Origin of the sequence: Saccharomonospora azurea NA-128 (assembly GCF_000231055.2) — a bacterium.
GTDB lineage: Bacteria > Actinomycetota > Actinomycetes > Mycobacteriales > Pseudonocardiaceae > Saccharomonospora > Saccharomonospora azurea.
In genome coordinates this window covers 2842928-2858204 of sequence record NZ_CM001466.1, presented here as the reverse complement: position 1 = coordinate 2858204, position 15277 = coordinate 2842928, and the positions used below count along the sequence as shown (strand labels likewise).

Below are 15277 nucleotides of genomic sequence, written 5' to 3'. Positions count from 1 at the left end.
GTCGCCGACAGGACACGCGATCAGCGTGACCAACACTGCCCTACTGGCCGGTAACATCAGGATAGTACCAACCGGTAACATTTGCGAGCACTGCGGCAGGACTGTGATGTGTGCAGAGCGAACCGTTGCGCGGTGAAAGAGTGCGGACGTCCAGGCGCGCCCGATCAGGAGCGCGGCGACCGTGCGCCCGGCTGGTCCTGGTCGGCGGGGTTGATGACGAGCAGCCCGGAGCGGAACGCCTTCGTCACCGCGTGCGTGCGGTCGCGTGCGGACAACTTGCGCAGGATGCTCTTGACGTGCGTGCGGACGGTCTCCACCGACAGGAAGAGCGTGTCGGCCACGGCGGAGTTCTCCATGCCCTCGGCGATCAGCTGCAGCACCTGGTACTCGCGCCGCGACAGCGGCATCGGCTGCCGCGCCGTGCTCGACTCGCCCGTGCGCTGTCTCGGCACGAGCGCGGCCAGCGCCGGGTCGGTGTAGTGCCGTTCCACGTAGGTGCGGCGAATGCCTTCGGTGAGCCGGCGAGGATCCACGGTGCGCGGCAACGCCCCGTGGGCACCCGCCTCCAGGATCGTGGCCAGATACGCGGTGGTGCGGTGCGCCGCGTCGACGAGCAGCGTGACCACCAGCATCGGGTGCGCCTCCACCAGGAGGCGGACGAGGTGGGCGTGAGGGTCCAGCGCCGAATCGATGAGCATCAGGTCCGGGCGTAGTTGCTCGCACAGCTGGATGCCGGCGTGGTGGCTTGCCGCGTGTCCGCCCCACCGCAGTCCCGGGGTGCGACCGATGACGGCGCCCAGGCCCTCGCGGTAGACGGGCACCGAGTCGACGGCGGCCACGGTGAGAGTCCGGGTTGCCCTGTCCATGCCGTACGCGCCGCGCCCGGCGTGTGCGCCGAATGCCATCCCGGCCTCCTCCCGCACGCTCCCCCTGGCGTGCCGCTCCCCTGGACGGGGTATTCCCGCTGGGCCGAATTGGCTACACCGAATCACGCCGAGTTACACCAGGGGAGCGAATTGGCGGAGAAGGGTGGCCGTCGAGCAGCACCGACGGCGCTGCCTCGCCCGATTGCGCGGGCCACGGATGGTGAAGGGCTGGTGACGGCGCCCCGGAGCCCCTAGTCTGTGATGAGCCACACACAACGGCATCAAGGGGGATGGCGTGCAACTGGCTCTGGTCTTCGTCATCGTCGTCCTGCTGCTCATCGCGGCAGCGGCAACGGTTGTGTACGAAGATCAGCGTGAGGCGCGCCGACAGGCCCGGCGACGGCACGAGCATCTGGTGCGGCTCGGTGAGGCGGAACCGCTGCCGCGAGCGGCGTGGGCCTCACGGCTGCCGATGCCCGGGCGGCGTCCGCCTTCCTGAGACGAACCAGCAGCAGTGCCACGGTGGCGGCCACCCAACCCAACACCGCACCCGCCGTGTTCGCCATCAGATCGTCCACGTCGAAGATGCGGTAGACGAACGGTGCGGTGCCGAAGTTCGCGGTGAGCTGGGTGATCTCCACCAGGAGCGACACGCCGAACCCGGCCAGCGTCGTGAACAGGAACCCGCGGCGCCACAGCAGCACGCAGAGCGCTCCCAGCGGCACGAACAGCAGCACGTTCATGGCGAGCTGCTGGAACGTCAGGGTCAGCAGGGCGTGGCTGCGGGGCAGCCCGTACGTCGCGAGCTCGGTACCCACGTCGGTGACCCACTGGAACGGCACGAGCTGCACGGTCTGGGCGAGTCGCTGGTCGCCGGGCCCGGGCAGCGGCAGCACGACGACCGCCACGGCGAGGCAGGCGTACAGCGTGACGACGCCGGTGGTCAGGACGCGACGCCGGTCGACACGGCCGAACCTGGCGAGATGGATGATCAACTGTGGGATCGCGAGCATGCTCCACACGACCACGAACGCGCCGAGGCCGTACGCCAGTGCTGTCTCCTGTGCCGTCGTCATGCCGCGACGCTATGGCGCGGACCGGGGTGGAGACCTCGGTCGAGCGGACCGCCGCGCGGGGTTTTCTCGGCCGTCCGGCCGATGACCGATCGCCAGAGTGCCCGTCGGATGGCACGATCGCAGAGGTGCAGACCTGGGACGACGTGGTGAGGCTCGCGAGCAGACTTCCCGGCGTCGAGATCTCGACGTCGTACCGCACTCCCGCGGCGAAGGTGGGTGGCCGGACGTTCCTCCGGCTGCGTACCGAGGCGGAGGGATGGCTCGTGGTGATGTGCGAGCTGGACGAGAAGGAGGCCATGCTGGCGTCCGGCTCACCCGCGTTCCACACCACCCCGCACTACGACGGCTACGGCGCCATCCTCGTGGACCTCGACGTGATCGACGGCGGAGAACTCGGCGAGCTGATCGAGCAGGCGTGGCGGCGCAAGGCGCCGGCGACGCTGCGCAGGCAGCTCGACGACTGACCGCGGCAGACCCGTCAGCGGCTGCGCGTGTGGGCGGCGAACCAGGTCACGTAACGGCGCTGCCAGGGCACCTCGACGGCGCGCGACCGGTAGTGGGTGCGTGCCCAGCGGACGGCCTCGCGTGAGGACAGTCCGCTCAACGTGGCCAGGCAGGCCATCGCCGTGCCCGTGCGACCGAGGCCGCCGTGGCACGCGAGCTCGACAGCCTGCCCGGCCGCGGCCTTCTCGTGCAGGTCGAGCAGCTTCTCGGCCGTCGTGGTCCAGTCCGAGGGCAGGAGACCGTCCCGCCAGAGCACCCAGTCATGCGGCCACGTCAGTGCCGGCTCGTGGCGTGCGCGCAGGCGTGGTCCGCCGAGGTACAGGCCGTACTCGGGTGTCTCACCGCCGGGCGGTGCTTCGCGCAGCCCGCGGCCCCGCACCCAGACGCCGTCGGGCAACCGGGTGGCTCCGCTCAATCTCCCACTCACGGTGCGAGTGTGCCGCACCCGACGAAACCTCCGCGCCGTGTCCGCGCCTCTCGCACGCGTGTCCGCACTTCGCGTACGCCGACCGGCCCGCGAGGGACCCGCGGTGCTCACCGGAGACCGACCGACACCCCCTGACTGAAGGCCGAATCGTGCAGTTCGATGCGGGTGGGTTCGACGTCGACGGGCACGTCGTAGACGAGGGCGCCCTCGACCACGTTGCCGGGATTGATCGGGTTGTAGAAGACGTCGTTGCCCGGGATCAGCGACTCGGCGGCGAGGTCGGTCGAGTAGCGCCGATCGTCGGCGTCGAAGAGGTACTGGTCAGTGTCGGCGAAGCTACGCGCTTCGTTGCCGATGTTGGCCACGCGCACCGTCACCGTCGCGTACTGCCCCTGAGCCGTCTCGGAGACGTACTGATCCCCCACTGACGGGCTGTACTCCACGCCGACGACGGTGAACTCGAACAACCCGTCACGCACCGGCCGGCCGACGCCGACGGGTTCCGGCTCGGCGACCTGCTCGGGAGCCGGAGCGGGGGCCGTCGCCGTGTCCCCGCCGTCCCGGTTGGTGTTGACCACGATCACGACGACGAGTACCGCGAGTATCGCGAAGATCCACGGCCACTTTCCGAGTCTGCGTTTGACGGGTTCGACCTGATCGGCCTGATCGTCGTCCTTCTGCTGTGCCATGCTCGGTCATCTCTTCTCCGACTCCATGGAGGACACCCGATGTGTCGACCCGCTTGTCACGGTTCACCGATTCGGGCGAGGGAGGCAGGGACGTTCGGGGTCGACCATGGGTGCCGACCGGCCCGAAACGACGCGGCGGTGCCGCGGAGCGGACCGCTCGGTGATCGGCGCGCGTAGCCTCACCCGGGATGGGGCTGTTCCTGCTGCTCGCGCTGCTGCTCGTCTCACTGGTCTGGGCGTGTCTGCCGATCAAGGACGAGGAGCGGCGGCTCGTGGTGCTGCTCGTCCACATGGGTGCGTCCGTGGCGGGCTTCCTGTGGCTGCTCGACGCCATGCACTGGGGTGGGCCGTTTCCCTACCTCGTCTTCGCCCCCGGTTTCGTGCTCTCCACGTTCCGGGTCCTGTTGCTGACCACGGATTGGGGCGAGCGGCTCACCACGCGGCAGGAGAGCCGGAGGGACTGAGAAACGAAAACCCCCAGGCTTTCGACCTGGGGGTTCGCGGTGAGAGCGGATGACGGGAATCGAACCCGCGTTCTCAGCTTGGGAAGCTGATGTTCTACCATTGAACTACATCCGCAGCAGCTCACAGCATACACGATCGCGATCACGCGACGGTGGGCGGGTGCCCCTTCCCTGCCTCTTCTCGGGTCCCTTGACGCTCCGCACACGAACTGACAACACTTGTTGTCCATGATGGCTGACGAGCGGTTGCCTGACCCGGAGCTCCTTCGGCAGGGCGGCTTCCGCCTCGCCACTCTGCTGTTCGCGCCCGCTGACATCCGGGGCACCGAACGTCAGCGGCGGCGGTTGCGCGCGTTCGCGGAGCGAGAGGATCCGCTCGCCGACGCCGTCGTCGCGATGATGCGCCGGATGCCGCGTGGACGCGGTCGTGCGCTGTTCGATCAGGCCCTCGACCAGGGCATCGACAGTCTGGACGACCCTCCAGGTGAGCTCGTCGACTTCTTCGACAGTGTCGAGGCGACGCCGTACTGGGTGGATCACCGACGCCTCGACCGTGGTGCGCGCGCCGTCGTGCGCACGGGCGTGTTGAGCCTCTTCCCGCTCGGCGACATGGCGCTGATGGGCGGCTACCTGGCCTCGCGCGCCACCAAGCCGTTGGTGGGAACGGGTGCGATCGAGTACGCGGCGACCCGGCGGTTGATCGAGACGACCCGCTGGTGGCTCGACGTCACGACACCGGGTGCGTTGCAGGTCGGTGCCGCCGGGTACGCGGCGGCGTTGCGGGTCCGCGTCGTGCACGCCCACGTGCGGGCCGCGATGAACAAACGGGACGGCTGGGACTACGCGGCGTGGGACCGGCCGATCAACCAGGTGCAGACCGCGGGCACATTGGTGCTGTTCTCGCTGGTGTACGTGGTGGGCATGCGCATGCTCGGCGTGCGCTACACGGAGTCGGAGCGCGCCGACATCATCCACCTCTGGCGCTACGTGGGCTGGCTCATGGGCGTCGACGACGAGTTGCTGCCCGCCACGGAGGACGACGCCTGGCGGTTGCTGTGGCTGCTGGCGGTGACGGAGTTCGTGCCCGACGAGGACTCGAAACGGCTCGCGGCGGCGTTGCTCCGGTCGCACGCCGCCGTGGGAGCCGACCGCGGACTGCTCGGCACGGTGTTGGGTGAGCTGTCGATGCGGGTCCACGGCTCCATCAGCCGGCTCGTGCTCGGTCCCGCCAACGCCGACTTCCTGGGACTTCCCGACGATCCGCTGGCGCAGGCCGCCGTCGTGACGGCCGCCGCGGGGAACTTCGCCGCCGAGACGGTGCGGCAGCTGGTGCCGGGCGCGACGTGGATGCAGGAACGGTTGGGCACGCTCGCGCGAGCGCGTTACGCCGAGCGCCTCGGGCGCCTGGTCGAGCACGACCCGACCTACGCGCGGCACATGCGGACGTCCGTGCCGTCGAGGTCGACCGCCGCCCGGCGGGAGCCGCCCACCGCCCGGTTAGGGTGAAGCCGTGCTGTTGAGTGACCGTGATCTTCGCAAGGCGCTGGAGTCGGGACGGTTGGGGATCGACCCCTTCGACCCGGCGATGGTGCAGCCGTCGAGTGTCGATGTGCGGCTCGACCGCTTCTTCCGTGTTTTCGACAACAGCAAGTACACCCACATCGACCCGAAGCTGCGGCAGGACGAGCTGACGTCGATGGTGGAGAAGGACGGCGACGACGACCCGTTCGTGCTGCATCCCGGCGAGTTCGTGCTGGCGTCGACGTTCGAGCTGTTCACGTTGCCCGACGATCTCGCGGGGCGGCTGGAGGGCAAGTCGTCGCTGGGGCGGCTCGGGCTGCTCACGCACTCGACGGCGGGATTCATCGACCCCGGTTTCAGTGGGCACATCACGCTGGAGTTGTCGAACGTCGCGAACCTGCCGATCACGTTGTGGCCGGGGATGAAGATCGGCCAGCTGTGCTTGTTCCAGCTGACGAGTCCGGCCGAGTATCCCTACGGTTCGGTCGAGGTCGGGTCGCGCTACCAGGGGCAGCGGGGGCCCACGCCCAGCAGGGCCTACAAGAACTTCGACCGCGTCGACACCCGTCGCTGAGGTGGCCCGCGCCGTGGTGACACGGGTTGCGGACAATCACATCACGGTTCAATAAACCACTCTCCGGTGGTAACTTCTCGGCCCGTGCCTGCCCTGAGCTCGCGAGTCCGGTCACTGCTGGTGTTTGCCAGCGTGCTCGTCGGGGTGGCCGTCGCGGTCGGCGGTCACCTGCTGTGGTCACAGCCGGACCCCGACGACACCAGGGTGGTGCTGGCCTCCGAACCCCCGAACGGATCGCCCGGTGGTGCCGAGGCGGGTGGAGTGAGCACCTCCACGCAGAGCACCACGAGTACGACACCGTCCGACGAGCCGACCCCGCCCCCGGCGGCCCCGACGACCGACACGACGACGTCCGCCCCCGACGTCAGCGACGAGGAACCCTCCACGTCGTCGCAGGATCCCTCCCCGCCCTCCGACCCCGCCGACGAGTCGAGCAGCCCCGACAGCTCGTCGGTCGACGATGCTCCCCTTGCTCCCCCTGCTCCGGCCACGAGCGGCGAGCGCCGGACCGGCACGGCCGATCGGGAGGTCGTCGACCTCGTCAACGCCGAACGCGCGGAGGCCGGCTGCTCGGCCGTGCGCGTGGACCAGCGGCTCGTCGCCGCAGCTCAGGACCACAGCGACGACATGGCCGCCGGTGGCTACCTGTCCCACACCTCCCGTGACGGCAGGTCGTTCAGCGACCGGATCGAGGCTGCCGGATACCCGAGTCCGGCCGCCGAGAACATCGCCATGGGCATGTCGTCGGCGGAGGCCGTGATGGAGGCGTGGATGTCGTCCGACGGCCACCGCCGCAACATCCTGAACTGCGACATCACCGCGATCGGGGTGGGCCTCAACCCCGACGGCTGGTACTGGACGCAGAACTTCGGCTACTGAGCGACCCGCGCCCGCGCGATGATCGGGTCGACGGCGATCCCACGGGGCAGGGTGCCGAAGGCGACGCCCCAGTCTCCGCCGAGCCGCGAGGCGCAGAAGGCGTCCGCGACCGCCTTGTCACCGTGCCTGACCAGCAGCGATCCCTGGAGTACGAGCGCAAGGCGTTCCACGACTCGCCGGGCCCGGAACTCCGCGTCGCCCGGATCGGCGAGGTCGCGGCGCACCGAGGCGACGGCGTCGTCGAGCCGGGAGTCGGCGCCCTCGGCCAGGCCGACCTCGGCGAAGAACGCCTCGACGGACTCGGGCTGCTTCGCCATCGCGCGCAGCGTGTCGAGTGCGGCGACGTTGCCGGAACCCTCCCAGATGGAGGACAGCGGCGACTCGCGGAAGAGCCGCGGCATGCCCGACTCCTCCACGTAGCCGTTGCCGCCGAGGCATTCGAGCGCCTCCGCCGCGTGGGCGGGGGCGCGCTTGCACACCCAGTACTTCGTGATGGGCAGCGCGAGCCTGCGGAACGCGGCCTCGTGCGCATCGCCCGCGGCGGCGCGGTCGGTGGCTCCGGCCAGGCGTAGTGCGACGGTGGTGGCCGCTTCGGCCTCCACCGCCAGGTCGGCCAGCACGTTCGTCATGAGCGGCTGCCGGTCGAGCGTCGCGCCGAACGCGCTGCGGTGCTGGGCGTGGTGCACGGCGCGGACGGTCCCGTAGCGCAGTGCCGCGGCTCCGCCCGTCACGCAGTCGAGCCGGGTGTTGTTGACCATCTCGATGATCGTGCGGACACCGCGGCCCTCCTCGCCGACGAGCCAGCCCACGGCCTCGTCGTACTCCACCTCGGCGGAGGCGTTCGACCGGTTGCCGAGCTTGTCCTTGAGCCGCTGCAGGTGCAGCGTGTTGCGGGTGCCGTCGGGCAGGACGCGGGGCAGCAGGAAGCACGAGAGCCCGCCGGGTGCCTGCGCGAGTGTGAGGAACACGTCGGACATGGGCGCGGAGGTGAACCACTTGTGCCCGGTGATGCGGTAGGTCCCGTCCGCGGCCGGCACCGCCCGGGTCGTGTTGGCGCGCACGTCGGAACCGCCCTGCTTCTCGGTCATCGACATGCCCGCGATCAGTCCGCGCTTGGTGGTCGGAACGCGCAGCCCGAAGTCGTAGTGCGGCGCGGCGAGCAGTGGTTCGTACACGGCCGCGAGGTCGGCGTTGTGCCGCAACGCGGGCACGGCGGAGTACGTCATCGAGATCGGGCACGTGTGACCCGGTTCGACCTGGCTCCAGACGTAGAACTTCGCCGTGCGGGCGACGTGCGCGCCGGGGCGGCCGTCGGTCCACGGCGCCGCGTGCAGGCCGCGTTCCACCGCGACGGTCATCAGGTCGTGCCAGTGGGGGTGGAAATCGACCTCGTCGATGCGTCTGCCCACCCGGTCGTGCGTGCGCAGCACCGGTGGGTACTCGTTGGCGAGCCTGCCCCACTCCTGCGCCTGCTCGCTGCCCGCCAGGACGCCGAGGTCGCGGACCTCCGCCTCGGCCCAGTCGGCGCCCTCCCGGCGCAGGCCGTCAAGCAGCGCGGGGTCGTCGGCCACGTCGTGGCCGGCCAGCGGCGGGACCTGGTTGGTGACCTCGTGGGTGGGTGGCATCGCGTACTCCTTACGCCGCCTCGGCGGAGGTGAAGATCCGACGACGACGGAGTGAAGCACCGATTCCGGCCGTCGGACAAGAGTGGGCGGTCAGCTCGTCCGTACCGCCGTAGGACGGGGGTTCACAGCTTGCGCAGACCGGCCAGAACCCGGTCCAGCAGCACGCGGTCGGGTCGGCCGCCCGTGGTGGGTGCGGGCAGGTGCACCCGCACGTACCCGGTGTCGGCGAGATCGCTGATCAACACGCGGGCGACGCCGAGCGGCACCGAGAGGTTCGCCGCGATCTCCGCGACCGACACCGGCACGGAGCACAGCTGGCCGAGCTTGCGGTACTCGGTGCCCGGTTTGTGGAGGTGCCACCGGGCGTGCGGCTCGGCGGAGATGAGCGTCTCCACGGCGAGGTCGGAACGCGCACGCGTGCGGCCCTTGGTGAGGACGTACGGGCGGGCCCGCAGCCGCCCGGTCGACGTGGACTCCTCCTTGCCGTCGGCGAACGCGTCGCGCGACGACATCACGACACGCTCTGGGCGAGGAGTGCGTGGCGTGGGAGACGGTCGCCACCCGACGGGCGAGGAATGATCCGAGAAGAGGTCTGTGCCGAAAGCCTCGTCACCACTCTCGCCCGCCGCTGTCGGCTCGGCGTCGTCCGGCTTACCCACGCAATCTCCGCCTTGCATGTTGCTGCCTCGTCCTCGCTCCGTTACTGGCTCGCGAGGTTGTCATGCTAGCGCGGATGGGGGGCCAGGTGGCGGGGTCGCGTTTAAGAATAATCCGGAAGTACTTGGGATTTTTTTATGCGACCCCGCCGCTTGGTTACTTCTTGTCCTCGTCTGATTGCACGGTGCCCGTGCCGACCTCGTCGGTGGGCAGGTCCGCACGTCCGTCGGCCTCGGCCTCGCCGCCGGTGCCCGCAGCCGCGCCGGACACGCCCGCCGCCACCGGCTGACCCCGCTTCACCGCGGACAGCAGCAGCTGCGCGACGTCGACCACCTCGACCGACTCGGCGGCCTTGCCCTCGTTCTGGCGCGCGGTCACGCCGTCGGTGAGCATCACGCGGCAGAACGGGCAGCCCGTCGCGATCTTCGACGGCGCGGTACCCAGCGCTTCGTCGACGCGCTCGACGTTGATGCGCTTGCCGATCCGCTCCTCCATCCACATGCGCGCACCACCCGCGCCGCAGCACATGGACCGGTCGGCGTGCCGGGGCATCTCGCGCAGCGAGGCGCCCGAGGCACCGACGAGCTCACGCGGCGCCTCGTACACCTTGTTGTGGCGGCCCAGGTAGCACGGGTCGTGGTAGGTGACGTCCTCCGCGATCGGCGCCATCGGGGTGAGCCGCTTCTCGCGCACGAGGCGGTTCAGCAACTGCGTGTGGTGCACGACCTCGTAGGTACCGCCCAGCTCCGGGTACTCGTTGGCGAGCGTGTTGAAGCAGTGCGCACACGTGACCACGATCTTGCGCTTGTTCCGCTCCACGCCCTCGAACACCGAGTTCAGCACCTCGACGTTCTGCTGCGCGAGCATCTGGAACACGAACTCGTTGCCCGCACGGCGAGCCGGGTCGCCGGTGCAGGTCTCCTCCGGGCCGAGCACCGTGTACTTCACGCCCGCGATGTGCAGCAGCTCGGCCACCGCACGCGTGGTCTTCTTGGCGCGGTCCTCGAAGGCGCCGGCGCAGCCCACCCAGAACAGGTACTCGGCGTCGCCCAGCTCGCCGTCGAAGACGGGCACCTCGAAGTCGAGGTCCTCGGTCCAGGCCAGGCGGTCGCGGGCGTTCTGGCCCCACGGGTTGCCCTTGTTCTCCAGGTTCTTGAACATCCCGTTCAGCTCGCTCGGGAAGTTCGACTCGATCATGACCTGGTAGCGGCGCATGTCGACGATGTGGTCGACGTGCTCGATGTCCACCGGGCACTGCTCGACGCACGCGCCGCAGGTGGTGCAGGACCACAGGACCTCGGGGTCGATCACGCCGCCGTCATCGCCGGTGCCGACGAGGGGGCGGTCGGCCTCGGCCAGCGCGAGCACGTCGATGCCCGCGTACGGGTTGTCTCCGGTGAGCCCGACCTCCTCGCCGGTGACGTCCTTCTTGCCGCCGGCCAGCAGGTACGGGGCCTTGGCGTAGGCGTGGTCGCGCAGCTGCGTGATGACCAGCTTCGGCGACAGCGGCTTGCCGGTGTTCCACGCGGGGCACTGCGACTGGCAGCGACCGCACTCGGTGCAGGTGGAGAAGTCGAGCCAGCCCTTCCAGGTGAAGTCCTCGACCTTGCCCGCGCCGAAGACGTCCGTCTCGGGGTCGGCCTCCTCGAAGTCGAGGGGCTTGCCGTCGCTCATCATCGGCTTGAGGGCGCCGAGCGCGACCCCGCCGTCGTCCTCACGCTTGAAGTAGATGTTGAAGAAGGCGCTGAAGCGGTGCCAGGCGATACCCATGGTCAGGGTGCGGCCGACGACCATCAGCCAGATCATGCCCGACAGCAGCTTGAGCAGCGCCATGACCGACACGGCCGCGGTGCTGGTGGGCAGCAGGGCCGCGAGCGGCTGGGTGACGAAGCTCGACCACAGGGCCGGGTCCTCGATGCCGCTGGAGATCTTGAAGGCCTTCACCCCGAGGATGCCGAGACCCTCGATGATCACCACGGCCTCGACGAAGTAGGCCCAGCCGAAGTTCGACCCCGCGAAGCGCGACTGCCGGTCGGCGCGGCGGGGGTGGTTGGCCTGGCGGATGATCGCCAGCGCGACACCACCGACCACGGTGCCGAGGCCCAGCAGTTCGAGCAGCAGTTGCCACGGAGCCCAGTGCCCGATGATCGGCCACGCGAAGTGGGGGTTGAAGATCTCGCCGTAGGCCTCGAACAGTGCCAGCGACCCGAGCAGGAAGCCCCACATGACCAGCCAGTGCCACGGTCCGACGTGGCGGAACTTGTTCATGCGGGTGTGCGCCGCGAACTCCTTGATCAGGGTGCGCATGCGGGGGACGAAGGGACCGTTGCGGGTCGAGTCCGGCTGGCCGAGCCGAATGATGCGAATCTGGCGGAGCACGCCGGAGACGAACACGGACCAGGCGACGATGCTGACGAGGACGCCGATGGCGCCCATCGTGATCTGCAGTGCACCCATGTTCGGGGCCTTTCGGTTCGGGAGCTTCGCGGTGGTGGGGAAAGGCTAATGCTTCGTACCGATGAGTAACCTACTGCCCGCCCCGACGTCCCACTGATGTGGCGCACGACTCGCCATGTATTGGGACGTTCGTTCAGGTATTTTAACAGTCATGAGTCCTTATGTCCTGTTGGCGTTGGCCATCGTCGCCGAGGTGACCGGCACCGTGTCGCTCAAGTACGCGGACGGCTTCACCAGGCTGGTGCCCTCGGTGATCGTCGCTGTCGCCTACGGGACGGCCTTCTACCTTCTTTCGCTCGTGCTCAAGGCGGGCATGTCCGTCGGCGTGGTCTACGCGATCTGGTCGGCGATCGGCGTCGCGCTCGTCGCCGTCATCGGCGCGTTGTTCCTGGGTGAGCGCATGAACCTCACGATGATCGCCGGCCTCGTGCTCGTCGTGGGCGGCGTCGTCCTTCTGGAGCTCGGAGGGCAACAGCATTGAGACAGCACATCGACGGGCGCAGGGCCCGGGGTGAGAAGCGCCGCAACGAGATCATCGAGGCCACCCTCCGCGTGATCGAGCGCGACGGCGTCGCGGGCGTCACCCATCGCACGGTGGCGAAGGAGGCGGGCATCCCGACGACGTCGACCACCTACCACTTCGCCTCGCTCGACGACCTGCTCATCGCCACGTTGATCAGCTGCGCCCGCGACATGGCGACCGAGGTCTACTGGATGATCGACCGGGCCCGTTCGCGCGGCAGTCGCGGGGCCGAGGAGGTCGCCAATCTGCTGGCGGAGGCCCTCGGCCCGCGTCGGGGGCGCACGATGGCCGAGTACGAGCTGTACCTGCTCGCGTCGCGGCGGCCCGAGCTGCGGCCCGCGGCCCGGCGCTGGCTCGACGTGCTGACGTCGATGGTCCGCCACGACGACGAGGTGGCCTTCCGGGTGTTCCTCGCGGGCATAGACGGCCTGCTGATGCAGGGGTTGATCGACGACGAGCCGCCCACCGCCGAGGAACTGCGGCCGGTGGTCGACTACCTGCTCAAACCGCGCTGATGCTCGCCGGGCCCGCGCCCGCCGAACCGGTGAGCACGCGGGTGAGGCGGGCGGCTCCCTCGGTGACGGTGCGTTCGAGTTCGCCGCGGCGGGCCGTGAAGTCGGCGATCGGCACGGAGAACGCGACCGCGCCCCGCACCCGGTTGTCGGCGTCGCGCACCGGCGCGGACACGCAGGCCAGCTCGGGTTGGAACTCCTCGACGTCCCGCGCGAGCCCCGAGTGTCTGACCTGGTCGAGTTCGCGGCTGAGGTCCGCGAGCCGCACCCGGGTGCGGTCGGTCAGCCTCGGCATGCCCGTGCCCTCCAGGTAGGAGCGGCGTTGCTTCGGGGTCAGCGTCGACAGCAGCACCTTGCCGAAGGCCGTGGCGTGGGCGGCCTCGTGGAAACCGAAGTCCAGCGGTGTGGCCCGCGGGTAGCGGGCGGAGTCGGCGACGGCGGCGACGACGACGTCGGTGTCGCGCAGCACGGTGTAGTAGGCGGCGGCGCGCGCCTGCCGATGCAGCAGGTTCAGCTCCTCCCGCACGACGTCGTCGACGTCGAGCTCCTCGCACAGGCGCTGGTGCAGCGAACCGATCTTGTAGCCGAGGCCGAACCCGCGGCCGTGGCCGAGCCGCACCAGGTAGCCGTCGTGCACGAGGGTGTTGAGCAGGTGGTACGTCGTCGAGAGGGTGAAGCCCGCGCGGCGGGCGACCGCTTTGGCGGAGACTCCGTCGCCCTCGGAGGCGACGATCTCCAGCACCCGTAGGGCGCGCCTGGCCGAGCCGATCAGGCCACGGGGCGCAGGGCTGCTCACCGACCCACCTCCGGCTGCGTTGGGCGCTCGCTGGGGGTCCAGCATACGGACTCCGACGGGTGAGGCGGAGCCGATTCGGACACGCGCAGTTCCCCGCCGGGGCGGCCCACCGCAGCGCGTCGCGGTGGGTGCCGCCCCCGGCGGAGGCGGGCTTACTCGGAGGCTCAGCCCTTGTTCTCGTAGATCGCGGTGAGCGTGGCGCGGGCGAGCGTGCGGCCGAACATGGTGAAGCCGAGAGCCGCGGGGGTGGCGTCCTCACCGAGCTCCAGCGACTCCGCGTCCAGCGCGTGGACGGCGAAGATGTAGCGGTGCGGGCCGTGCCCCGGTGGCGGGGCCGCGCCGACGTACTGACGGACACCGCCGTCGCCCTTCAACATGCACGCGCCCTCGGGCAGGTTGGAGCCGTCCGGGTCGCCGGCCCCGGTCTTGAGTTCGGTGACCGAGGCGGGGATGTCGAACACCGCCCAGTGCCAGAAGCCGCTGCCGGTGGGGGCGTCGGGGTCGAAGCAGGTCACCGCGAAGCTCTTGGTGCCTTCGGGAAAGCCGTCCCACGCCAGGTGCGGTGAGGTGTCCTCGCCGCCCGCGCCCATGATGCCGCTGCGCTGCGGCACCGGCAGCGTCTCGCCTTCGGCCACGTCGTTGCTCTGCAGGCGGAACGACGGGACGGGGGGCAGCGCGTCGTACGGGTTCGGAGCCGAGCCCGCTCGGGTCATGTGGTGCCTCCAGTTCTCGATACCGGTGTCTGTGACGCCAGGTTAGTGATGAGGGCGGGGGTTCGCCCCAGGGTCGGGTCGGGGGCTTCCCCGATGTTCCCGGTCGCCTCGACTCCATAACCTCGACAGGGCGCAGGCGAGGTGCGCCGGGAGGGCGGAGAGAACATGAGTCGCGTGGGGCTGGCCGTCGGCGGAGTGGTGCTGGTGGTGGCGGGGGTGGCTGTCGCGACGAACTGGTCGTTCGCCACGACCTCGGAGCGCACGGACACGGTGGCCGCGGCCATCCGGCACGTCGAGATCGACAACGGTTCGGGCCGAGTCGTCGTCCGGGCCGGTGAGGTGTCCGAGACGGTGGTGGAGCAGCGGCTGGCCTACGTCGGCGACGAGCCCGGACGCGCCTTCGAGGTGGAGGGCTCCACGCTCGTGCTGGCCGGCTGCGGGTCCGACTGCTCGGTGGACTACGAGGTGACGGTGCCGCGCGGTGTCACCGTGGCGGGTGAGGTGTCGTCGGGCGACGTCGTCGTGCGCGACGCGAGCGACGTGGACGTGCGGGCCACGTCCGGCGACGTCGAGGTGCGCCTCACCGGAGCGCGACGGGTGGCGGTGGAGGCCACGTCCGGCGACGTCGACCTCCACGTCGCCGAGGTGGAGGAGGTCCACGCGACGACGACGTCGGGCGACATGAACCTCGACGTCGAGCAGGTCGACACGGTCCGCGCGGAGGCCACCAGTGGCGACATCGAGGTCACGGCACCGCACGGCGACTATCGCGTGACGGTGTCGACGACCAGCGGTGACCAGGACGTTCGGGGGGACGACCCGGGCGCCGAGCGAGTGCTGGATCTGACCGCGACGAGCGGGGACGTCACGGTGCGTGGTGTGTGACCGGCCTCGGATCGGCACCCGGGGGATTCACGCTCGCGGCGCACGGGAACATCGGACCGGGGAGCTTCGTTGGAGATGGCAGGAACCTTGAGTGCTTCCCACTCAACTC

17 protein-coding genes and 1 tRNA gene are annotated in these 15277 nt (G+C 69.9%); 8 read left to right on the top strand and 10 right to left on the bottom strand.

Features of this window, described 5'->3' with window-relative positions:
- Positions 1-164: 164 nt before the first annotated feature.
- Positions 165-905, bottom strand: coding sequence for a LuxR C-terminal-related transcriptional regulator (locus SACAZDRAFT_RS12905; protein ID WP_005442326.1), 741 nt, complete (start codon positions 903-905; stop codon positions 165-167).
- Between the two features lie 296 nt (positions 906-1201).
- Entirely contained in the window at positions 1202-1942 is a 741-nt protein-coding gene (locus SACAZDRAFT_RS12900; RefSeq protein ID WP_005442325.1) for a VanZ family protein, read from the bottom strand.
- Between the two features lie 125 nt (positions 1943-2067).
- Between SACAZDRAFT_RS12900 and SACAZDRAFT_RS12895 the strand changes: the two genes are divergently transcribed.
- Positions 2068-2406, top strand: a complete 339-nt coding sequence (locus SACAZDRAFT_RS12895; protein ID WP_176662515.1) for an MmcQ/YjbR family DNA-binding protein — start codon at positions 2068-2070, stop codon at positions 2404-2406.
- A 14-nt stretch (positions 2407-2420) separates the two neighbouring features.
- Here the strand turns inward: SACAZDRAFT_RS12895 and SACAZDRAFT_RS12890 are convergent, their stop codons facing one another.
- Both SACAZDRAFT_RS12890 and SACAZDRAFT_RS12885 read right to left on the bottom strand, forming a co-directional pair.
- A complete protein-coding gene (locus SACAZDRAFT_RS12890; protein ID WP_050954301.1) occupies positions 2421-2873 on the bottom strand; it encodes a protein-tyrosine phosphatase family protein in 453 nt (150 codons plus the stop codon).
- Positions 2874-2980: 107 nt separating this feature from the next.
- Positions 2981-3562, bottom strand: a complete 582-nt coding sequence (locus tag SACAZDRAFT_RS12885; RefSeq protein WP_005442321.1) for a DUF4352 domain-containing protein — start codon at positions 3560-3562, stop codon at positions 2981-2983.
- Positions 3563-3750: 188 nt separating this feature from the next.
- Between SACAZDRAFT_RS12885 and SACAZDRAFT_RS12880 the strand changes: the two genes are divergently transcribed.
- Complete coding sequence (locus SACAZDRAFT_RS12880; protein WP_005442320.1) at positions 3751-4026, top strand: hypothetical protein; 276 nt, start codon at positions 3751-3753, stop codon at positions 4024-4026.
- A 44-nt stretch (positions 4027-4070) separates the two neighbouring features.
- Here the strand turns inward: SACAZDRAFT_RS12880 and SACAZDRAFT_RS12875 are convergent.
- Positions 4071-4141: transfer RNA gene (locus SACAZDRAFT_RS12875), tRNA-Gly, on the bottom strand.
- Between the two features lie 113 nt (positions 4142-4254).
- Here SACAZDRAFT_RS12875 and SACAZDRAFT_RS12870 point away from each other — a divergent pair.
- The 3 genes from SACAZDRAFT_RS12870 (at position 4255) to SACAZDRAFT_RS12860 (ending at position 7000) form a co-directional block, all read left to right on the top strand.
- Positions 4255-5532: an oxygenase MpaB family protein gene (locus tag SACAZDRAFT_RS12870; protein WP_005442305.1), complete on the top strand. Its 1278-nt coding sequence runs from the start codon at positions 4255-4257 to the stop codon at positions 5530-5532.
- A 4-nt stretch (positions 5533-5536) separates the two neighbouring features.
- The gene (gene dcd / locus SACAZDRAFT_RS12865) at positions 5537-6121 is read left to right on the top strand and encodes a dCTP deaminase (protein WP_005442303.1); all 585 of its coding nucleotides are present in this window, start codon (positions 5537-5539) and stop codon (positions 6119-6121) included.
- Between the two features lie 120 nt (positions 6122-6241).
- Entirely contained in the window at positions 6242-7000 is a 759-nt protein-coding gene (locus SACAZDRAFT_RS12860) for a CAP domain-containing protein (RefSeq protein WP_232286269.1), read from the top strand.
- On the opposite strand, the gene SACAZDRAFT_RS12855 is transcribed toward SACAZDRAFT_RS12860, so the two are convergent.
- From SACAZDRAFT_RS12855 to SACAZDRAFT_RS12845, 3 genes are all read right to left on the bottom strand, one after another.
- Positions 6994-8625 carry an acyl-CoA dehydrogenase family protein gene (locus SACAZDRAFT_RS12855; RefSeq protein WP_005442299.1) on the bottom strand — a complete coding sequence of 544 codons (1632 nt, stop codon included), beginning with the start codon at positions 8623-8625 and terminating at the stop codon, positions 6994-6996. The two genes, SACAZDRAFT_RS12860 and SACAZDRAFT_RS12855, sit on opposite strands and share 7 nt — an antisense overlap.
- A gap of 122 nt (positions 8626-8747) precedes the next feature.
- The gene (locus SACAZDRAFT_RS12850; protein ID WP_005442297.1) at positions 8748-9137 is read right to left on the bottom strand and encodes a DUF742 domain-containing protein; all 390 of its coding nucleotides are present in this window, start codon (positions 9135-9137) and stop codon (positions 8748-8750) included.
- Between the two features lie 301 nt (positions 9138-9438).
- A complete protein-coding gene (locus SACAZDRAFT_RS12845) occupies positions 9439-11739 on the bottom strand; it encodes a (Fe-S)-binding protein (protein ID WP_005442295.1) in 2301 nt (766 codons plus the stop codon).
- A gap of 151 nt (positions 11740-11890) precedes the next feature.
- Here SACAZDRAFT_RS12845 and SACAZDRAFT_RS12840 point away from each other — a divergent pair, with 151 nt between their 5' ends.
- The gene (locus SACAZDRAFT_RS12840; RefSeq protein WP_005442293.1) at positions 11891-12220 is read left to right on the top strand and encodes a DMT family transporter; all 330 of its coding nucleotides are present in this window, start codon (positions 11891-11893) and stop codon (positions 12218-12220) included.
- The gene (locus tag SACAZDRAFT_RS12835; RefSeq protein ID WP_005442291.1) at positions 12217-12777 is read left to right on the top strand and encodes a TetR/AcrR family transcriptional regulator; all 561 of its coding nucleotides are present in this window, start codon (positions 12217-12219) and stop codon (positions 12775-12777) included. The genes SACAZDRAFT_RS12840 and SACAZDRAFT_RS12835 overlap by 4 nt, the downstream gene beginning before the upstream one ends.
- Here SACAZDRAFT_RS12835 and SACAZDRAFT_RS12830 read toward each other — a convergent pair.
- Together SACAZDRAFT_RS12830 and SACAZDRAFT_RS12825 are read right to left on the bottom strand one after the other, a co-directional pair.
- Positions 12764-13570 (bottom strand): IclR family transcriptional regulator, encoded by an 807-nt coding sequence (locus tag SACAZDRAFT_RS12830; protein WP_005442290.1) that lies wholly within the window; start codon positions 13568-13570, stop codon positions 12764-12766. The two genes, SACAZDRAFT_RS12835 and SACAZDRAFT_RS12830, sit on opposite strands and share 14 nt — an antisense overlap.
- Positions 13571-13734: 164 nt before the next feature.
- On the bottom strand, positions 13735-14283 hold the full coding sequence (locus SACAZDRAFT_RS12825; RefSeq protein ID WP_005442289.1) for a YbhB/YbcL family Raf kinase inhibitor-like protein: 549 nt from the start codon (positions 14281-14283) through the stop codon (positions 13735-13737).
- Positions 14284-14448: 165 nt separating this feature from the next.
- Here SACAZDRAFT_RS12825 and SACAZDRAFT_RS12820 point away from each other — a divergent pair, with 165 nt between their 5' ends.
- Positions 14449-15168, top strand: coding sequence for a DUF4097 family beta strand repeat-containing protein (locus SACAZDRAFT_RS12820; RefSeq protein ID WP_005442288.1), 720 nt, complete (start codon positions 14449-14451; stop codon positions 15166-15168).
- The last annotated feature ends 109 nt before the right edge of the window (positions 15169-15277 follow it).